The organism is Cypionkella sp. (genome assembly GCF_030652235.1).
In the GTDB taxonomy this organism is placed as follows: domain Bacteria; phylum Pseudomonadota; class Alphaproteobacteria; order Rhodobacterales; family Rhodobacteraceae; genus Cypionkella.
Window position 1 is genome coordinate 37264 of the sequence record NZ_JAUSBA010000013.1, and the last position, 16979, is coordinate 54242.

General features: G+C 58.9%; 15 protein-coding genes. 9 read left to right on the plus strand and 6 right to left on the minus strand.

Annotated features, from left to right (window positions below; translation table 11 throughout):
* Nucleotides 1-4 precede the first annotated feature (4 nt).
* The 3 genes from Q7V03_RS03200 (at nt 5) to Q7V03_RS03210 (ending at nt 3674) form a co-directional block, all read left to right on the plus strand.
* A complete protein-coding gene (locus Q7V03_RS03200; protein WP_304924161.1) occupies nt 5-2452 on the plus strand; it encodes a DUF4175 domain-containing protein in 2448 nt (815 codons plus the stop codon).
* Nucleotides 2453-2624: 172 nt separating this feature from the next.
* Entirely contained in the window at nt 2625-2831 is a 207-nt protein-coding gene (locus Q7V03_RS03205) for a cold-shock protein (protein ID WP_054005407.1), read from the plus strand.
* 213 nt (nt 2832-3044) lie between these two features.
* Nucleotides 3045-3674, plus strand: coding sequence for a PDZ domain-containing protein (locus Q7V03_RS03210; RefSeq protein WP_304924162.1), 630 nt, complete (start codon nt 3045-3047; stop codon nt 3672-3674).
* A gap of 140 nt (nt 3675-3814) precedes the next feature.
* On the opposite strand, the gene Q7V03_RS03215 is transcribed toward Q7V03_RS03210, so the two are convergent.
* From Q7V03_RS03215 to Q7V03_RS03240, 6 genes are all read right to left on the minus strand, one after another.
* Nucleotides 3815-4405, minus strand: coding sequence for an FMN-dependent NADH-azoreductase (locus Q7V03_RS03215; protein ID WP_304924163.1), 591 nt, complete (start codon nt 4403-4405; stop codon nt 3815-3817).
* 298 nt (nt 4406-4703) lie between these two features.
* Complete coding sequence (locus Q7V03_RS03220; protein WP_304924164.1) at nt 4704-5786, minus strand: alkene reductase; 1083 nt, start codon at nt 5784-5786, stop codon at nt 4704-4706.
* Nucleotides 5787-6013: 227 nt separating this feature from the next.
* Entirely contained in the window at nt 6014-7870 is a 1857-nt protein-coding gene (gene uvrC / locus Q7V03_RS03225; protein WP_304924165.1) for an excinuclease ABC subunit UvrC, read from the minus strand.
* 310 nt (nt 7871-8180) lie between these two features.
* Nucleotides 8181-8957, minus strand: a complete 777-nt coding sequence (locus Q7V03_RS03230) for an SDR family oxidoreductase (protein WP_304924166.1) — start codon at nt 8955-8957, stop codon at nt 8181-8183.
* Entirely contained in the window at nt 8954-9145 is a 192-nt protein-coding gene (locus tag Q7V03_RS03235; protein ID WP_054005412.1) for a hypothetical protein, read from the minus strand. The genes Q7V03_RS03230 and Q7V03_RS03235 overlap by 4 nt, the downstream gene beginning before the upstream one ends.
* 1 nt (nt 9146) lies before the next feature.
* A complete protein-coding gene (locus tag Q7V03_RS03240) occupies nt 9147-9935 on the minus strand; it encodes a S49 family peptidase (protein WP_304924167.1) in 789 nt (262 codons plus the stop codon).
* A gap of 127 nt (nt 9936-10062) precedes the next feature.
* Between Q7V03_RS03240 and Q7V03_RS03245 the strand changes: the two genes are divergently transcribed.
* The 6 genes from Q7V03_RS03245 to Q7V03_RS03270 all read left to right on the plus strand — a co-directional run bounded on the left by Q7V03_RS03245 (nt 10063) and on the right by Q7V03_RS03270 (nt 16962).
* Nucleotides 10063-10953, plus strand: a complete 891-nt coding sequence (locus tag Q7V03_RS03245; protein ID WP_304924168.1) for a LysR family transcriptional regulator — start codon at nt 10063-10065, stop codon at nt 10951-10953.
* Nucleotides 10954-11039: 86 nt separating this feature from the next.
* The gene (locus Q7V03_RS03250; protein WP_304924169.1) at nt 11040-11507 is read left to right on the plus strand and encodes a formate dehydrogenase subunit gamma; all 468 of its coding nucleotides are present in this window, start codon (nt 11040-11042) and stop codon (nt 11505-11507) included.
* Nucleotides 11504-13030 (plus strand): NADH-quinone oxidoreductase subunit NuoF, encoded by a 1527-nt coding sequence (locus tag Q7V03_RS03255; protein WP_304924170.1) that lies wholly within the window; start codon nt 11504-11506, stop codon nt 13028-13030. Before Q7V03_RS03250 ends, Q7V03_RS03255 begins: the two co-directional genes overlap by 4 nt.
* Nucleotides 13027-15918 carry a formate dehydrogenase subunit alpha gene (fdhF, locus tag Q7V03_RS03260; RefSeq protein ID WP_304924171.1) on the plus strand — a complete coding sequence of 964 codons (2892 nt, stop codon included), beginning with the start codon at nt 13027-13029 and terminating at the stop codon, nt 15916-15918. The genes Q7V03_RS03255 and fdhF overlap by 4 nt, the downstream gene beginning before the upstream one ends.
* Nucleotides 15915-16724, plus strand: coding sequence for a formate dehydrogenase accessory sulfurtransferase FdhD (gene fdhD / locus Q7V03_RS03265; RefSeq protein WP_370651069.1), 810 nt, complete (start codon nt 15915-15917; stop codon nt 16722-16724). Before fdhF ends, fdhD begins: the two co-directional genes overlap by 4 nt.
* Nucleotides 16714-16962, plus strand: coding sequence for a formate dehydrogenase subunit delta (locus Q7V03_RS03270; protein WP_304924173.1), 249 nt, complete (start codon nt 16714-16716; stop codon nt 16960-16962). The genes fdhD and Q7V03_RS03270 overlap by 11 nt, the downstream gene beginning before the upstream one ends.
* The last annotated feature ends 17 nt before the right edge of the window (nt 16963-16979 follow it).

Genomic DNA, 16979 nt, shown 5'->3' on the forward strand with positions numbered 1-16979 from the left:
GCCGATGACAGAAAATACCGAAGCGCAGGCATTAAAACGCATTGAGACCCCGCTGCGGATCACGCTTGCGGGGCTTTGGGCTGAACGCATCACCCGCGCCTTCTGGCCGTTTTGGACCGTTGCCATCACCAGCCTCGCCGCCACTGCGTTCGGGTTGCAAGACCTGCTACCGATTGAGGCCGCGTGGTTCGGCATGGTCACGGCCACCCTCGGCCTGATCTGGGGGGTGGTCCACGGCATCCGCGCGTTCCGGCGCCCGACCCGGATTGAGGCACTGATCCGGCTGGACAGCAAACTCCCCGGCCAACCCATCGCGGCTTTGCGCGACACCCAAGCCATCGGCATCAGCGATGAGGCATCAAAGGCCGTCTGGGCCGCCCACCGCGCCCGGATGGCCACGCGTGCTTCTGGCGCGAAACCGGTGCAGCCCGACCTGCAACTCTCCTCCCGCGACCCGTTCGCTTTGCGCTACGTCGCCCTCACCGCACTGGTGATGGCCCTGCTGTTCGGCTCAATCTGGCGCGTCACATCCGTTGCAGGTCTCACCCCCGGCGGCACCGCCAACGCCGCCGCTGGCCCGGCATGGGAAGGCTGGGCGCAGCCCCCCAGCTATACCGGCAAACCCGCGCTCTATCTCAACGACCAGACCGCCGACGCCCTCACCCTGCCCACCGGCACCCGCCTGCAAATCCGCCTCTATGGTGAACCCGGCGCGCTGATCGTATCCGAAACCGTCTCGGGCCGCACCGATGCGCCCCCGGCCAGCCAACCCACACAAGATTTCACCGTCACCACCTCCGGCACACTCGCCATTGAAGGCGCTGCGGGCCGCGAATGGAAAATCATCGCCACCCCCGACAACGCCCCCACCGTCACCCCCGCGGCAGGAATCAGCCGCGACGGCGAGGGCCGATTCAAGCAGAAGTTCACCGCGACAGACGATTACGGCGTCACCAAAGGCGAAGTCACCATCGCCCTAGACCTCGCCGCCGTCACCCGCACCTACGGGTTGAAAACCGACCCCGAAGCGATTCCACCCGTCACGCTCGACCTGCCGCTGCCGTTCAAAGGCAGCCGCGCTGACATCAAAACCACCCTCGTCGATGATCTCTCGGAATCCGTGCTGTCGAATCTGCCCGTCACCATCACCTACGGCGTCACCGACGCCGCAGGCAACACCGGCACCGCAGATCCGATCCACCTGATCCTCCCCGGCAAACGCTTCTTCGATCCCCTCGCCGACGCCCTGATCGAGATGCGCCGCGATATCCTGTGGTCGCGCAGCAACGCCCCGACCTCGCTGGAAATCCTGAAAGCCGTCAGCAACCAGCCGGGCGACATTTTCCCCGATGACAAATCCTACAATCGGCTGAAAGCCGTGATCAAACGTCTGGACGGTGAGGCGAAAACCCTCACCCCCAAAGCCCGCGACGAAATCACCAAAGAGCTTTGGGAAATCTCGCTGATGATCGAAGACGGCAAGCTGAACAACGCCAAAGACCGCATGCAGCGCGCACAAGAACGCCTCGCCGAAGCCATCCGCAAGGGTGCCAGCCCCGAAGAAATCCAAAAACTGATGGATGAAATGCGCGACGCTTTGGACGAATATATGGCTGAAGAAGCCAAGAAAAATCCAGCCGACCCCAATGACGAAACCTCGCCGCAGCAAAAAGGCCCGAGCATCACCCAAGACCAGATCGACCAGATGCTGGACAAGCTGCAAAAGCTGATGGAAGAAGGCAAAACTGCCGAAGCCGCCGAATTGATGAAGCAGTTGCAAGATCTTATGAATAACATGAAGGTGCAGCCAGGCGACGGTACTGGTGGCAAAGGCAGCCCCGGCAAGCAGGCGATGAATGACCTCGGCAACACCTTGCGTGGCCAGCAAAGCCTGTCAGACGACAGCTTCCGCGATTTGCAAGGCGGCCAGGAAGGCACGGGTCAAGACGGAAAATCCCTGTCGCAACGCCAGCAAGAGCTGCGCGACAAACTGAAACAACTGCGCGACGGCGGCAATCTTCCCGGCCAAGGTGGCGACAAGAACGCAGAAGGCAAGCAGAACCTCGACGAGGCAGGCCGCGCCATGGAAGAAGCCGAGCGCGCGCTGAAAGACGGCGACCTGCCCGGCGCGTTGGACAAGCAAGCCGAAGCAATCGATAAAATGCGCGAAGGCCTGCGCGATTTCGGCGATGCTTTGGCTGATCAAGACCGCAAGCAAGGCGCATCCCCCGATGGCACGCAAAAGACCGAAGACCCGCAATCGGGCGGCCCGCGCGATCCCTTGGGCCGCGAAAACGGCCTGCACATCGGTTCCGATGGCAACTTGGCCGAGAACAAAGACATCTACAAACGCGCACAAGAATTGCTCGACCAGATTCGCAAACGCTCGGCAGATCAGTCCCGCAGCGATCAGGAACGCAGTTACCTCAACCGCTTGCTTGATCTGTTCTAACCTGATTCTTTTTTCGCCCCCCTTGTTTTCCCGTTGAAATTGGCGCATGTAGGCAGAGCGAAACGCTATCTATCGAACATCTGTCTCCTCTCTAGGCCTCAGTTCTCGATTGCTACGACTGAGCCACGTCATCGCATTCCGCGGATGGCACACCAAAACTAGGAGACACACGATGGCCAATGGCACCGTGAAATGGTTTAACGCAACCAAAGGCTTCGGCTTTATCGCACCAGCAAACGGCAACAAAGACGTGTTCGTGCACATTTCCGCAATGGAACGTGCTGGCATCCGTCAGTTGAACGACGGTCAAGCAGTGACCTTCGACATCGAAGCTGGCCGTGATGGCCGCGAGTCGGCGATCAATCTCGCTCTGGCGTAAGCCATTTCGGGCGGTTCACTCCGCCCGTCACATCAGATTTGAAACGGGGGTTGCGCAAGCTGCCCCCGTTTCGCATTGTCGGATACCGCCGTCAGACAAGCCCATAGACGCAAAGCATTTTCGCTGATCTAACTCCGGACACCAACAACAATAACAGGTGCCCAATGCCGAAATTCCCTGCCCAGCCCCTATGTCTCGCGCGCGCTGGATGCCGTGCTGATCCCGGTCAATGCCGACACCATTGCCGCCTTCGGACTTGCCGCGACTGATAAAGGCGTGCTGGTGCTGTCCACCCAGCCCGGTGGCACCGCCGACACAGCTGGCATCGAACCCGGCGACGTGATTTCCAGCGTCCACGGCAAACCCGTCAAGGACCCGATCTCGCTGGATGAAATCGTCTATTACTGGATCAGCCAAAACGCCTTTGACTTCATCTTCGACGGCTGGCGCGCAGGCAGCGCCCACAGCAGCAACGCCACCGTCACCATGGTCGCGTGGGCCGAAGTGATTGAAATCACCACCATTGCCAGCTGGACCGCCTATTCCTACGAAAGCTTCAGCTATTCGGAATTCTACTTGGAATATTCCGAAGAAATGACGACCTCTTACGAAGAATCTGAAACCAGCATCGAGACCAGCGTCACCTCGGAAGAATTTACCACCGAAATGACCACGGAAGACGAAGCCGCGCAGGTTGACGAAGCAGCTCCAGATGAGGCCGCCCCAGACGACCAACCCGCCGATGACGAACAGACCGACGCGCCTGCGGATGAAGAACCGCAGGCCGAAGAACCCGACACTGGCGGTGACGATTCGGGCGGTGATGAACCCATCGAGGAATAACCCTCAGACGCGCAGCAAAAGGCCCCGCAAACTGCGGGGCCTTTTACACTCACGCAAATCAAATTTTCGCATTCATTGGGCGGACTGCCCGATGGGAGGGCCGGAGGGTGTGAAACCCTCCGGGGCCAGCCAAGCAAACCTTAGGCAGCCAGTGCGTCCACTTCTGCTTCGCCCTTGGCAATCGCGGCTTCCGGCCCGTAAGCCATCGCATCAGCCGCTGCAAACTGCACATCGGTGATGCCGAAGAAGCCCAGCATGTGCCGGACATAACCCGAAGCGAAATCAATCTCCGAGCCAAACTTGGTGCCATCCGAGGTGAACGCCACAATCGCGCGCTTGCCGGTCAGCAGGCCAATCGGGCCTGTTTCGGTGTAGTTAAAGGTCTCGCCTTTGCGGGCCAACTGATCAATCCACGACTTCAACTGCGCCGGGACGCCAAAGTTATACACCGGCAAAGCGATGACCAGCAGGTCAGCAGCTTTGACTTCGGCCAGCAGCGCGTCGGCATAGGCTGCGGTCACTTTTTGGTCGTCATTGCGGGCGTCCGCCGGGGTGAACACAGCCCCCAGCCAAGCGCCGTCAATGGCGGTGACGCCAGCCGACAGATCGCGGGTGACAACGTTTGCGCCCGGATTGGCAGCCAGGACACGCTCCATGATCCGGTCGGTCAAACGGCGCGACACTGCGCCAGCAGGTTTGATCGAGGATTCGACGCGCAGGATATTGGTCATTTTCGGGGTCCAATTCAGGATGATGAGGAATTCTATGACACCCAAATGCGCCTTTTCCTATCTCTGCGCAATTAGAGGAATCGCACCTCATCTGCGCATCTGTGCACAGAAATACAGGACGCGGGGCAGGTCCCCAATACGCCGATTCTGCCGCCAATCGTTAATATTTCCTGAAAGTCATCGCGTAAGCCTTTGATCTTAAACGCTATGCAAATGGTCCCGAGTTGGGACCGCAAGTGCAGCCAAAGCAAAAGGGCCGCGCAACCCGCGCGGCCCTTCCCCAGACTCAAATCAAAGATCACCCCAAAGCTGGATAATCCGTGTAGCCCTTTTCCCCCGGCGTGTAGAACGTCGCAAAGTCCGGCGCGTTCAACTCTGCCCCTGCCTTGTACCGCGCCACCAGATCCGGGTTGGCAAGGTATGGCCGGCCAAACCCGACCAGATCTGCCGCACCGCTGTCCACAGCCGCCTGCCCGGAGGCCGCATCGAGACTACCACCGAGAATAAACGTCCGGGGCCAAGCCGCCCGCAACTTGGCGCGGAACTCTGCCGGGATCGCCGGATTGCCCATCGCAGCATGATCAACCAGATGCACATAGACCAGCCCGATCTGAGCCAAACGCGCCATCAACGCCAGATAGGTCTCATCCACCGCAGCATAAGCCGCCATCCCCGAAGCCGTGCCATAGGGCGAGATCCGGATGCCAACCTTATCGCCGCCAATCGCCGCCACGACCTCTTGCGCAACCTCGGTCACGAAACGCAACCGCTTCTCAACCGATCCACCCCAAGCATCTGTCCGCTTGTTGGTATCGGGCGAGATGAACTGCTCCAGCAAGTACCCATTCGCCGCGTGCAACTCAACGCCATCGAATCCCGCAGCAATGGCATTTTTCGCCGCCGTCACGAACTCAGCCTTGGCCTGCTGGATGTCGGCCTCGGTCATTTCCTGCGGCACCGGATGATCCTGCATCCCATCGGCGTCGGTATACATCTGACCGGCCAAAGCCAGCGCCGAAGGCGCCACAATCTTCGAACCGGCAGGCATATTGCCCGGATGGCTGACCCGCCCGGTGTGCATGATCTGCGCGAAAATCACCGCGCCCTTGGCATGAGCCGCCGCCGTCACCGGCTTCCAAGCCGCCACCTGCGCATCGCTCCACAGCCCCGGCGTGCGGGCATAGCCGCGGCCGTTCGGGCTGGGGGCGATGCCTTCGGTCACGATCAGGCCAGCCGTACCGCGCTGGCTGTAATACACCACCATGATTGGCGTCGGCACCGCGTCAACATCGGCACGGCAGCGGGTCATCGGGTTCATCACCATCCGGTTTTGCAGGTGATACGGGCCCATTTGGGTCTGGTCAAAAATCGAAGCAGCCATCGTTTCGCGTCCTTTGACAAAAAATCTGAACTAAATAGTTTAGCCACTTTCCCCGCAGAAGCCATGCTTGTTTGCGCCCTGGCACCTGTGCAAAAATGCATGCCTGCTCCCCTTGAAACCGGGCGACGCGATAATGGGCTGCACCTGTGAAACCCTTAAGATTTCCTGATCAGAAAATGTCATGCCCCTGATAAACATATCAATAAAAATCTGTCCACGCGTGGACACTACCCTCGCGTGCTGAAAAAATCACTGATCGCCTTCGCCATTGCTTCAGATACCCCCGGCACCGCCATCAGATCAGACAGCCCCGCCCGCGACACCGCCTTAGCCGAACCAAAATGCGCCAGTAGCGCCCGTTTCCGAACAGCCCCCACCCCCGGAATATCATCCAGCGGCGTGATCGACACCTGCTTGGCCCGCTTCGCCCGATGTGCTCCATTTGCCCAGCGGTGTGCCTCGTCCCGCAGCCTTTGAATGAAATACAGCACAGGATCGTTGCGCTGCAACGCCATCACCGGCTGGCCCGTGCGGTAAAACTCCTCTTTCCCCGCATCGCGATCTATTCCCTTCGCCACCCCCACCATCGCGAGATCATCGACGCCCAGTTCCGCCAAAATCCCCGCAACGGCCGAGACTTGCCCCGCCCCGCCGTCAATCAACAGCAGATCCGGCCAAGACCCCGAACTGCGCTCCGGGTCTTCCTTCAGCAACCGCTCAAACCGCCGCGTCATCACCTCGCGCATCATCCCGAAATCGTCCGAATTCTTGCCCGCCGCCGACTTAATGTTGAACTTGCGATACTGCGATTTCAGAAAACCTTCCGCCCCCGCCACGATCATGCCCCCGACAGCATCCGAGCCCTGAATATGGGCGTTGTCATACACTTCGATCCGCGTCGGCGGGCCGTCGAGATCAAACGCCTCAGCCAGTCCCGCCAGCAGCTTGTTCTGGGTCGAGCTTTCAGACATTTTCCGCGCCAGACTTTCCCGCGCATTGCGAACGGCGTTTTCGACGAGCTCGGCCTTCTCCCCCCGCTGCGGCACAGCCAGTTCCACCTTCCGACCCGCCCGTTCCGTCAACAGATCAACCACCAGATCCTCATTATCTACCGGATGAGAAAGCAAGATCAGCCGAGGCGGCTCTTTGTCGTCATAGAATTGCGCCACGAAGGCCTCCAGAATCTCGGCCTCCTCCGCCCCTGCGCCTGTGCGCGGGTAGAAATCACGATTGCCCCAGGATTGATTGGCGCGGATGAAGAACACTTGCACGCAGGCCTGCCCGCCTTCGAGATGCAGGGCGATCACGTCCGCCTCAGCCACTCCCGCCGGGTTGATCCCTTGCGATTGCTGCACCTGAGTCAGCGCCTTGATCCTGTCGCGCAACGCCGCCGCGCGCTCAAACTCCATCGCGTCCGAAGCGATGTTCATCTCGGCGGCTAGATTGCTTTGCACGGTGGTGGTCTTGCCCTGCAAAAACCGTTCGGCATCCGCCACTAAGGTCGCGTAACCCGGCCCATCAATCCGGCCAGTGCAGGGGGCAGAGCAGCGCTTGATCTGATATTGCAGACAAGGCCGGGTGCGGCTGTCAAACATCGAATCCGAGCAGTTGCGCAGCAGGAACACCTTTTGCAGCTGATTAAGGGTGCGATTAACCGCCCCCGCCGATGCAAATGGCCCGAAATAACTGCCCTTCTCGGATCGCTTGCCGCGATGCTTTTTCAACTGCGGAAAGGGGTGCTCCGTGCTGATCAGAATGTTCGGAAACGATTTGTCGTCGCGCAACAGCACATTGTAGCGTGGTTTCAACTGCTTGATCAGGTTCTGCTCTAGCAGCAGCGCCTCGGTTTCCGTCCGCGTCGTCAGGAACATCATGCTGACGGTTTCCGAGATCATCCGCGCAATACGCCCGGAATGGCCCGAGGGGCGGGCATAGTTTGATACCCGCGCCCGCAGATTTCGCGCCTTGCCGACGTAAAGCACCTCGGACGCCGCGTTCAACATCCTGTAAACGCCGGGGCTGCCATCTAGCGTTTTCAGGTAATCCTGAATTAGATCATGTCCTGTCAGGCTTACATCGTTCATGCAGAAACACACCTTCGAGATTTGTCGATTCTCTGTTGTAGCTGCAATGATAACCCCGCCGCGACAAGAGAAAAGCTATCCCCGCTTTCTGTGGATAACATTGCGGAGAAGTTTTCAGAACCGCCAAATTTCCCTTGTTTTTGGCCCCATTTGCCTTATTGCCTATTTTTTAGGCGAAATAATAAGTCATTGATAACAATAGAAAGATTTCTCAACATCTGGCAAATCCCTGATAAGTCAGGACATTTTGTAACGCATCCGTGAAGAAAATACGAAAAGTGGACAACTTTCACGAGAGGCAAAATTTCGCCTAGTCGAAATCCATCACATCGGGGGTTTTCCAACCCAAATGCTGACCACCATCGACAGAGATCATTTGCCCCGTCACAGCGGGGGAATCGAGAAAAAACCCGAGCGCTGCAGTGATATCGGCAGGATTAGACCCGCGTTTCAGGATTGTGGCGCCGCGTTGGGTGATAAAGCTTTCGTCGCTTTGGCGCGCACCTTGCAACGTCGGCCCCGGCCCAATGCCATTCACCCTCACCCGCGGGGCGAGCCCTTGCGCAGTGGTGCGGGTCATCGCCCAGAGGCCCATTTTCGCCAGCGTATAGGATAGAAATTCAGGTGTCAGTTTATGCACACGCTGGTCGATCATGTTCAGCACCAAACCACCGGCAATCGGTTCGCCGTGGTCGTCCAGCTTCGGCGCGGGCACCTGTGCGGCAAACGCCTGTGTCAGCACGAAAGGCGCACGAAGGTTGCTTTCCATGTGGCGATCCCAGCTTTTGCGGGTCACCGTGGCGACGGTGTCATATTCAAAGATCGAGGCGTTGTTGATCAGCACTGTCAACGGCCCACCAAGCCCCTGCACCGCCATCGGCACCAGCTTTTCCACTTGGGTTTCAATCAGCAGATCGGCGCGCAGGGCAACGGCTTTGCGGCCCAGAGCGGCGATCTCTTTCACCACCGCCTCGGCCTCTTTGCGGGAACTGGCGTAATGCACCGCCACATCGTAGCCACGCTTGGCCAGATACAGCGCCATCTCGCGGCCCAGCCGCTTGCCCGCTCCCGTCACCAATGCCCTCATCGTCCACCCTTTTTGCAATCGCAGCCTTTGGATCCAATCACATAGCGCCCGCAGCGTTTGCAGGTAGCTGGATTGGCCAATCCAAGGCGTTTTTTCACTGATCCGCCGATACGGCCGGGGAATAATGCATTGCCGACCATGCCTATGGCCAGCATCACCAGCAGAAAAACGAGGACGGCTTTGATCATGTTACAACCCGTAGCGCGCCCAAATCGCGCGATCTTCAACCGAAGCCAGCGCATCTTCGGCCATATTCAGGCCAAATCGGCTGAGCAATCCGCGCTTTTGCCCCAGCGGCACCAGCTTGACCTTGTCGCCATAAAGCGATTTCAGTTTCGGCACCAGATGCGCCACGCCATCGGTTAGACCCAGATCAACCGAGCGCTGGCCCACCCAGATATCAGCGTTGAACAGATCAGCATCGGCCAAGCGGTTGCCGCGCCGGGCTTTGACATGGGCAATGAAGGCATCGTGGATCGGGGCTTGCAGGGCTTTTAGGCGTTCGATGTCTTCCGGCTTTTGCGGCAGGAACGGGTCGGCGAGGCTTTTCTGTTTGCCCATGGCGACCACCCGACGCTCCACGCCCTGTTTAGCCATCAGTTCAGGGAAGCCAAAACTGGCGAAAATCACTCCGATGGAACCCACGATGGAACTGGGATCAACCCAGATCTGATCCGCAGCACAGGCCAGCCAATAGCCGCCCGATGCTGCAACATCCTCGACAAAGGCGTGAACGGGCACAGATTTCTCGTCCGCCAACCGCCGCACCCGCGCCGCGATCAGGCTCGACTGCACTGGCGAGCCGCCCGGAGAATTCACCACCAGCGCCACCGCTGCAGGCTTCATCTTGAACGCCTTTTCGATGATCGCAGCCAGCCCTGCATCGTTCAGCGCATTGCGGCCAGAGCCAATCGTACCCGCCAGCCGGATCACCGGCACCACGGGGGATTTCTTTACAAAGGGGATAAATTTCATCATGCCACAAAGCTAAGGCTTCACACCCGCAAGCACAACTCTTGCAGCTTCATCTTGGCCCAAATACTATCTGCGGAGGGCTCGCTTCACATCCCTTGCGCATCAAACCATTCCCCGCCAACCTGCACCCATGATCGACAAGCTGGAAATGTTCATTGCCCTCGCCAACGAGCGCCATTTTGGTCGCGCGGCTGAAGTGTGCAGGGTGACGCAACCCAGCCTATCCTCAGCCATCCGCCAGCTCGAGGACCAGTTGGGCGTGCAACTGGTGTTTCGCGGGTCACGCTTTCAGGGTCTGACCCCGGAAGGCCAGCGCGTGCTGGATTGGGCGCGGCGCATTGTCGGCGATATGCGAGCGCTGAGGGATGAAATGCGCTCGGTGCATTCCGGCCTGTCGGGCAATCTGCGCATCGGGGTGATCCCCACCGCCCTACCAATGGTGGCTGATCTGACCGCCCCGTTTACCGCCCGCCATCCGAACATGCGCGTCACTCTGCTGTCGCGCACCTCGGTGGAAATTCTGGCGGGCATTGAGAGTCTGGAACTGGACGCCGGCCTGACATATCTCGACAATGAACCCTTGGGGCGGGTGGCGCAGACCCCGCTTTATACCGAATTCTACCGCTATCTCTGTGCGCCCAACTCACCATTGGCGGATCGGGCGCAAGTGACGTGGAGCGAGATGGTTCACGAACCGCTGTGCTTGCTTACCGCCGATATGCAGAACCGCCGCATCGTCAACCAGCATCTGGCTGAAGTGGGGGTGCGTGTTGCGCCGACGGTCGAGTCGAACTCTAGTATCGCTTTGGTGGCGCATGTCAAATCAGGTCTGTGGGCCTCGGTGGTGCCGATGAAGCTGGCCGAGATGTTCACCGGGCAAGGGCTGCGCGCGATCCCGATTGTCGAACCCGAAGCCGAGCATCTGGTCGGATTGATCACCGCCAAGCGCGATCCGCAAACCCCTGTTCTGCAGGCGCTTATGGATGAAGCGGCAAAGCTGGCGGTACGCCTGCGTCGATAGGCATTGCCTATCGAACAACGGTATATCAATATTGATTTCCATATCAATCGGCGTATCACAGACGCAAGCTACCAAAGGGCCGCCATATGCTTGATTCCGTCGACGTCACCGCTCGGGTTGGAGAAATCCTTAGCGCCCACAAAGGCATGGAGGGATCGCTGCTGCCGATCTTGCACGCCATTCAGGCTGACTTTGGCTATGTGCCGCAGGTGGCTTTGCCGATTATTGCGCAAGACCTGAACCTGTCGAAGGCCGAAGTGCATGGCGTGATGAGCTTTTATCACGATTTCCGCGAACATCCTGCGGGCGATCATGTGCTGAAACTCTGCCGTGCGGAATCCTGTCAGTCGATGGGGGCGGATCGGGTGGCGGCTCATGCGCAAAAGGCGTTGGGGATTGAGTGGCATGAGACTTCCAAGGATGGCCGCGTAACCTTAGAACCGATTTTCTGCCTTGGCCTCTGCGCTTGTGGCCCCGCCGCAATGATCAATGGCAAGTTGGTGGGCCGGGTCGATGAAGCCCGGATTGATGCGATCATCGGGGGTTTGAAATGAAGATTTACCTGCCGCTGGACAGCGCCGCCGTCGCCCTTGGCGCTGACGAAATTGCTGATTCGCTGATGTTTCAAGCCAAAGCGCGTGGGATCAGCCTGACGCTGGTGCGCAATGGATCGCGTGGGATGGTCTGGCTGGAACCGATGGCCGAAGTGGTCACCGATGCGGGTCGGATGGCCTTTGGCCCGCTGACGCTCGCAGATGTGCCTGGGCTGTTTGATGATCTGGCCGTGCATCCGAAGGCCCTTGGATTGACCGAAGATCTGCCGTGGCTGAAAGCGCAAACCCGGCTGACCTTCGCCCGCGTTGGCGTGATCGACCCGCTGTCGCTGGACGACTATAAAGCGCATGGCGGGCTGGCTGGCCTGACCCTTGCGCTTGGTATGGACAAAGCTGGGATCGTTGCCGAAGTGACCAATTCGGGCCTGCGCGGTCGGGGTGGCGCGGGCTTTCCGACCGGGATCAAGTGGAAGACAGTTTCGGAAGCGCAAGCAGACCGCAAATACATCGTTTGCAATGCCGATGAGGGCGATTCTGCCACATTCGCCGACCGGATGTTGATGGAAGGCGACCCCTTCACGCTGATCGAGGGCATGATCATTGCGGGTCTTGCGACTGGGGCCACCAAGGGATTTGTGTATATCCGTTCGGAATACCCGATTGCGGTTGATGTAATGCAGAAAGCGGTGAAAATCGCGACTGCCGCTGGGCTACTTGGCGCGTCGGTTTTAGGCTCGGGTCCTGCGTTTGAAATCGAAATTCGTGTCGGTGCTGGGGCCTATGTTTGTGGCGAGGAAACCTCTCTGCTGAACAGCCTTGAAGGCAAGCGCGGTGTGGTGCGCGCCAAGCCGCCGCTGCCCGCTTTGCAGGGCTTCATGGCGAAGCCAACGGTGGTGAACAACGTGATTTCGCTGGCCTCGGTGCCGGTAATTTTCGAAAAAGGTGCGGAGTTTTACAAGAACTTCGGCCTTGGTAGGTCGCGCGGTACCATCCCGTTGCAGATCGCCGGAAACGTCAAACACGGCGGACTTTACGAGATCGCTTTCGGCCTGACCCTTGGTGAAATCGTTGATAAAATCGCCGGGGGCAGCGCCTCAGGCCGCCCGGTGAAAGCGGTGCAGGTCGGCGGCCCCTTGGGTGCATACTTCCCCCGTGCTTTGTTCGATACACCCTTTGGTTATGAAGAATTCGCGGGCAAAGACGGCCTGATCGGCCATGCCGGTTTGACGGTGTTTGACGATAGCGCCGATATGCTGAAACAAGCCCGTTTTGCGATGGAATTCTGCGCCATCGAGTCCTGTGGCAAATGCACCCCCTGCCGGATCGGCGCTGTGCGTGGTGTTGAAACAGTAGACCGAATTGCAAAGGGCGACGCCTCGGCGATCCCGCTTTTGACCGATTTGTGCAACACCATGAAGTCCGGTTCACTTTGCGCATTGGGTGGCTTCACGCCCTACCCGGTGATGTCCGCCCTGACCCACTTTCCCGATGATTTCGCCCCAATGAAGGAAGCCGCCGAATGAAAGACTTCATCATCCCGGATCGCGATTTCGGCACCCCCGCTGCCAAAAGCAAACAAATGGTCACATTGACCATAGACGGCTTTGACATCACTGTGCCGGAAGGCACCAGCATCATGCGCGCCGCCGCAGAAATCGGTATTTCAGTGCCGAAACTCTGCGCAACAGACAGTATCGACGCCTTCGGGTCCTGCCGTTTGTGCCTCGTGGAAATCGAAGGCCGCAATGGCACTCCGGCATCCTGCACCACCCCTGTTGCACCGGGCCTAAAAGTCCACACCCAGAACGCCAAGCTGAAGCAGTTGCGCCGTGGCGTGATGGAGCTTTACATCTCCGACCACCCTTTAGATTGCCTGACCTGCAGCGCCAATGGCGATTGCGAGTTGCAGGATATGGCCGGAGCAGTCGGCCTGCGCGATGTGCGATATGAAGCGATTGACACCCATTTCAAAGCCAAAGACACCTCCGGCATCGCCAACCCAAACTACATCCCGCGCGATGATTCGAACCCGTATTTCAGCTATGATCCGCAGAAATGTATCGTGTGTTCCAGGTGCGTTAGGGCCTGCGAAGAAGTTCAAGGCACTTTCGCTTTGACCATCGAAGGCCGAGGTTTTGATAGCCGAGTGTCGTTTGGCGCGAAAACTGACACTGCTTTGTCGTCTGATTGCGTCTCGTGTGGCGCTTGCGTGCAAGCCTGCCCAACCGCGACTTTGCAAGAAAAGTCGATCATCGAGATTGGCACACCAGAACGCTCCGTCATCACCACGTGCGCTTATTGCGGCGTCGGGTGTTCTTTCAAAGCTGAGATGCGCGGCGATGAATTGGTCCGTATGGTGCCCTACAAGCACGGCAAGGCCAACCGCGGTCATTCCTGCGTTAAGGGCCGCTTTGCTTATGGCTACGCCAGCCACAAAGACCGCATCCTGAACCCGATGATCCGCGATTCTATCAATGATCCATGGCAGGAAGTGTCGTGGGACGAGGCGATGGATTTCACCGCGAACCGGATGAAGGGCATTATCGAGCGTCACGGTCGCCACTCGGTCGGCGTGATCACCTCGTCGCGCTGCACCAATGAAGAAGCCTATCTGGTGCAGAAACTGACCCGAGCCGTGTTTATGAACAACAATACGGATACCTGCGCGCGGGTATGTCATTCGCCCACTGGCTACGGTCTCGGGCAAACCTTGGGCACCTCGGCCGGCACGCAAGACTTTGATTCTGTTGAAGAAACAGATGTTGTGATGGTCATCGGCGCCAACCCAGTCGCGGCCCACCCAGTCTTCGCCAGCCGCTTGAAAAAGCGTCTGCGCAAGGGTGCAAAGCTGATCGTGATTGACCCGCGCCGCACAGAGATGGTGAAATCGCCCCATGTGAAAGCCGAGCACCACCTCGCTTTGACCCCAGGCACCAACGTTGCCATCGTCACTGCTTTGGCGCATGTCATCGTAACCGAAGGGCTGTTCGACGCGCAGTTTATCCAAGACCGCTGCGATTGGGATGAGTTCCAAGACTACGCTGAATTCGTCAGTCAGCCACAAAACTCACCTGAATCGGTGGCTTTGCTGACTGGCGTTCCCGCTGCCGAAGTGCGTGCTGCGGCGCGGCTGTTTGCCAAGGGCGGCAATGGCTCGATCTATTACGGCTTGGGCGTGACCGAACACAGCCAAGGCTCGACCACCGTGATCGGCATCGCCAACCTTGCGATGATGACCGGCAACATTGGCCGTCCGGGTGTGGGTGTGAACCCGCTGCGCGGGCAGAATAACGTGCAAGGTTCGTGCGACATGGGGTCTTTCCCGCATGAATTGCCCGGCTACCGCCATGTCAAAGGCGACGGCGTGCGCGATATTTTCGAACGGGCTTGGGGCGTCAAAATTGACGACGAACCGGGGCTGCGCATCCCGAACATGCTGGATGCTGCGGTTGAGGGCACTTTCAAGGGCCTCTATTGTCAAGGCGAAGACATCCTGCAATCCGACCCCGACACCAAACACGTCGCAGCGGGCCTTGCCGCGATGGAATGTGTGATCGTGCATGACTTGTTCCTGAATGAAACCGCCAATTACGCTCACGTCTTCCTGCCCGGCTCCACCTTTCTTGAGAAGGACGGCACCTTCACCAACGCCGAGCGCCGCATCAACCGCGTGCGCAAAGTGATGGCCCCGCGCAATGGTTATGCCGATTGGGAGATCACCCAGATGCTCGCCAATGCGATGTTGAAAGATACGGCTGGGGCCAAATGGACCTATACGCATCCCACGCAAATCATGGACGAAATCGCCATGACCACGCCGTCTTTCGCAGGCGTGAACTATGAAAAGCTGGAAGTTTTGGGCTCAATCCAATGGCCCTGCAACGATGCCGCCCCCGAAGGCACACCGTTGATGCATGTTGAAGCTTTTGTGCGCGGCAAGGGCAAGTTCATCAACACCGAGTATGTCGCGACCGATGAGAAAACCGGCCCGCGGTTCCCTCTGCTTCTGACCACGGGGCGGATTCTGTCGCAGTATAATGTCGGTGCGCAGACACGCCGCACCGAGAACGTCGCTTGGCATGCCGAGGATGTGCTGGAAATCCACCCGCATGACGCCGAAGTGCGCGGCGTCAAGGATGGAGACTTCGTTCGTCTGGCGTCTCGCTCGGGTGACACAACCCTGCGCGCGACAATTACCGACAAGGTTAATCCGGGCGTGGTTTACACCACCTTCCACCACCCCGACACCCAAGCCAACGTGATCACCACCGACTTCTCGGATTGGGCCACAAACTGTCCGGAATACAAGGTCACCGCTGTGCAAGTCTCACCCAGCAATGGCCCGTCGGAATGGCAAGAGGAATACAACGCTCAAGCCGCGATGTCGCGGCGCATCGCAGCGGCAGAGTGATGCAAACCCACCGCACCTTGCCGCGCCTGACCTTTGGGTCGGGCGCGGATTTTGGGTCGGCATCGGCCCGAGAATTGCCCGAGGAAGTCGCGGTAGCCTTGTCGTTTAACGGCTCAACCCAAGCCGTAATGATGGCCTCACCTGCCGATCTGGAAGATTTTGCCTACGGCTTTGCGCTGACCGAAGGTATTGCCAAGCCTGAAGAAATTCAAAGCGTTGAGGTGGAAGAAACCCCGCTTGGCCTAGATGTGCAAATCTGGCTGGAACCAAAGGCCGAAGCCCGCCTGACCAAACGCCGCCGCACCATGGCGGGCCCGGTCGGCTGTGGTCTTTGCGGAATCGACAGTCTGGAAGAAGCCACGCGGGTGATGCAGCCTGTGCCTGCCTCCAATTTCCGCATGGCCCCGTCCGAAATCATGGCCGCCGTCGCTTCGCTTCCCGCCGCCCAACCGCTGCACGATCTCACCCGCGCGGTTCACGCCGCTGGCTATTTCAGTAGCAAACTGCTGGCCGCGCGCGAAGATGTTGGCCGCCACAACGCGCTGGACAAACTCTGCGGCCATTTGATCCGCACCGCGCATCCGACCGGAGCCATCGTGCTGACCAGCCGCGTTTCCATTGACATGGTGCAGAAGGTAGCCGCCCTCGGCGCGCCGATCCTGATCGCCGTGTCCGCACCAACTGCCCATGCCGTCCGCCTTGCTGACCTCGCGGGCATCACCCTGATCGCCCTCGCCCGCCCTGATCGGTTTGAGGCTTATACCCACACCGACCGCATTTCGCAGGAGACCGCCCATGTCGCTTAACGACACCCACGCAGGCCCGCACGCCAAGCTGATCTATATGGCGAACCAGATCGCCAAGTTCATGGAATCGAAACCGCATAATGAGGGCCTGACTCTACTTGCGTCGCATATCAATGACTTCTGGGAACCGCGGATGCGCCGCCATCTGTTTGAAGTGCTTGACGCAGGCGGCGCTGGCCTGCGACCGCTGGTAGTCGAGGCGTCAGCGGCGATCAAACGCCCAGTTATCGCGGCTTAGCCCGACCGCAAGAGAAA

Excerpts from the sequence above, each read along its gene's own strand:
- fdhF (WP_304924171.1), top strand. The coding sequence starts at position 13,027 with ATGAAAGACTTCATCATCCCGGATCGCGATTTCGGCACCCCCGCTGCC.
- Q7V03_RS03245 (WP_304924168.1), top strand. The coding sequence starts at position 10,063 with ATGATCGACAAGCTGGAAATGTTCATTGCCCTCGCCAACGAGCGCCAT.
- uvrC (WP_304924165.1), bottom strand. The coding sequence starts at position 7,870 with ATGAACGATGTAAGCCTGACAGGACATGATCTAATTCAGGATTACCTG.
- Q7V03_RS03205 (WP_054005407.1), top strand. The coding sequence starts at position 2,625 with ATGGCCAATGGCACCGTGAAATGGTTTAACGCAACCAAAGGCTTCGGC.
- Q7V03_RS03240 (WP_304924167.1), bottom strand. The coding sequence starts at position 9,935 with ATGATGAAATTTATCCCCTTTGTAAAGAAATCCCCCGTGGTGCCGGTG.
- Q7V03_RS03200 (WP_304924161.1), top strand. The coding sequence starts at position 5 with ATGACAGAAAATACCGAAGCGCAGGCATTAAAACGCATTGAGACCCCG.
- Q7V03_RS03270 (WP_304924173.1), top strand. The coding sequence starts at position 16,714 with ATGTCGCTTAACGACACCCACGCAGGCCCGCACGCCAAGCTGATCTAT.
- Q7V03_RS03230 (WP_304924166.1), bottom strand. The coding sequence starts at position 8,957 with ATGAGGGCATTGGTGACGGGAGCGGGCAAGCGGCTGGGCCGCGAGATG.
- Q7V03_RS03215 (WP_304924163.1), bottom strand. The coding sequence starts at position 4,405 with ATGACCAATATCCTGCGCGTCGAATCCTCGATCAAACCTGCTGGCGCA.
- Q7V03_RS03235 (WP_054005412.1), bottom strand. The coding sequence starts at position 9,145 with ATGATCAAAGCCGTCCTCGTTTTTCTGCTGGTGATGCTGGCCATAGGC.
- Q7V03_RS03255 (WP_304924170.1), top strand. The coding sequence starts at position 11,504 with ATGAAGATTTACCTGCCGCTGGACAGCGCCGCCGTCGCCCTTGGCGCT.
- Q7V03_RS03250 (WP_304924169.1), top strand. The coding sequence starts at position 11,040 with ATGCTTGATTCCGTCGACGTCACCGCTCGGGTTGGAGAAATCCTTAGC.
- Q7V03_RS03220 (WP_304924164.1), bottom strand. The coding sequence starts at position 5,786 with ATGGCTGCTTCGATTTTTGACCAGACCCAAATGGGCCCGTATCACCTG.